Source organism: Streptococcus intestinihominis (assembly GCF_046824975.1).
In the GTDB taxonomy this organism is placed as follows: domain Bacteria; phylum Bacillota; class Bacilli; order Lactobacillales; family Streptococcaceae; genus Streptococcus.
In genome coordinates, this window is the sequence record NZ_JBKQBL010000005.1 from 1 (window position 1) to 1,923 (window position 1,923).

General features: G+C 38.2%; 2 protein-coding genes. Both read right to left on the minus strand.

Features of this window, described 5'->3' with window-relative positions; translation table 11 throughout:
* Nucleotides 1–119 precede the first annotated feature (119 nt).
* Nucleotides 120–1,043, minus strand: a complete 924-nt coding sequence (locus tag ACLOR3_RS08160) for an ATP-binding cassette domain-containing protein (protein ID WP_048714745.1) — start codon at nucleotides 1,041–1,043, stop codon at nucleotides 120–122.
* A gap of 9 nt (nucleotides 1,044–1,052) precedes the next feature.
* A partial coding sequence (locus ACLOR3_RS08165; protein ID WP_412037135.1) for an ABC transporter ATP-binding protein occupies nucleotides 1,053–1,923 on the minus strand: 871 nt, incomplete at its 5' end.

The following is a 1,923-nucleotide window of genomic DNA, read 5'->3' on the forward strand; positions in this document are numbered from 1 at the left end:
ATATTAGTATATCACGACCATGAAAACTTGTCAATATCTTTTTTCTATTTTTTTAAAAAAAGTTTTTCTTTTTTCAAAAAATAGAAAACGAGAAGCATATTCTTCTCGTTTTCTTATGATTATACAAGTTCTTTATATTTTTTCTGTTCTGCTTTATTTGCCCAAACGTAATGTCCAGGTTTGATTTCAACCATTTCTGGCTTGTCGGTTGAATAATCATGCTGATCAGGATCATAAACTTTCAGAACTTTTTTGCGTTCTAGAATTGGATCTGGAATCGGTACAGCTGATAGTAGAGATTGTGTGTATGGATGAATTGGATTATTAAACAATTCTTCCGTCTCAGCTACTTCTACAATAACTCCTTTGTAAATAACCGCAATACGATCAGAGATAAATCGAACGACTGAAAGATCGTGTGCGATAAAGAGATAGGTCAAGCCCAACTCTTTTTGGAATTTCTTAAGGAGATTTAAAACTTGCGCACGTACGGATACGTCAAGGGCTGAAATTGGCTCGTCTGCGATAACAAATTCTGGCTCCATTACCAAGGCACGAGCAATCCCAATCCGCTGGCGTTGTCCACCAGAGAATTCATGAGGATAACGAGTTAAATGCTCTGCTAGAAGCCCCACTTCATGCATAATCTCTTTTACTTTACGTACTCGGTCTTCTTCATTTTCGAATAGGTGATAATTGTACAAACCTTCTGAAATAATGTAGTCGACTGTTGCACGCTCATTCAAACTTGCTGCCGGGTCTTGGAAGATCATTTGAATTTTACGGATTAATTCATTTTCATCCTTACGCGATTGCTTACCATTGATTTTTTTGCCATCATACAGGATGTCACCTGCACTAGTGTCATTCAAACCAATGATTGCACGACCAATTGTCGTCTTCCCACTACCAGACTCACCAACAAGAGAAAATGTTTCCCCTTTGTTGATGAAGAAATTTGCATTCTTTACAGCTACAAATTTTTTACTTCCTTCACCGAAGGAAATTTCTAGATCTTTAACTTCTATTAATTTTTCTGTCATTTCCTTCTCCTAGTCCTTGATTGTAGTGAATCCCATTTTCGCACTGATCTTTTCATGAAGATTATCAATAATTTCTGGTTTATTGACTTTTGGTGCATCTTCATGTAAGAGCCATGTTTTAGCCCAATGTGTATCTGAAACATTGAAGACTGGTGGATGTTCCTCGAAATCAATTTGCATAGCATAGTCTGAACGCAAAGCAAAGGCATCCCCTTTTACTGGTGAATACAATGATGGAGGAGTCCCTGGGATAGAATATAAATCACCTTTAGAGGTAGACAATTGTGGCAAACTTGAAAGGAGACTCCATGTATAAGGATGTCTTGGATCGTAGAAGATTTCTTCTACTTTACCAAATTCTACAATTTCACCAGCATACATTACAGCAACCTTATCTGCAATACTTGCGACTACACCTAAGTCGTGGGTAATAAATATTGTTGTAAAGTTATATTCTTTTTGCAATGATTTCAACAAGTCAATGATCTGGGCTTGGATGGTTACGTCAAGGGCCGTTGTTGGCTCGTCACAGATCAAGATATCCGGACGACAAGCAAGCGCAATAGCAATAACGATCCGTTGACGCATCCCGCCTGAATATTGGAAAGGATATTCATCAAAACGACGTTCCGCTTCTGGGATTCCCACCTTTTCCATATAATCGATGGCCATTTCTCTGGCTTCTTTGGCACTCTTACCTTGGTGTTTAATAATAACTTCCGTAATTTGTGATCCGATTGTATTAATCGGGTCCAAACTGGTCATCGGATCTTGGAAGATGGTTGCAATTTTTGCACCGCGGATATCTTCCCAATCTTTGTTTGACTTGAGTTCTGTTAATTCTTGCCCACGATAATTAATGCTACCATTAGCAATTCGT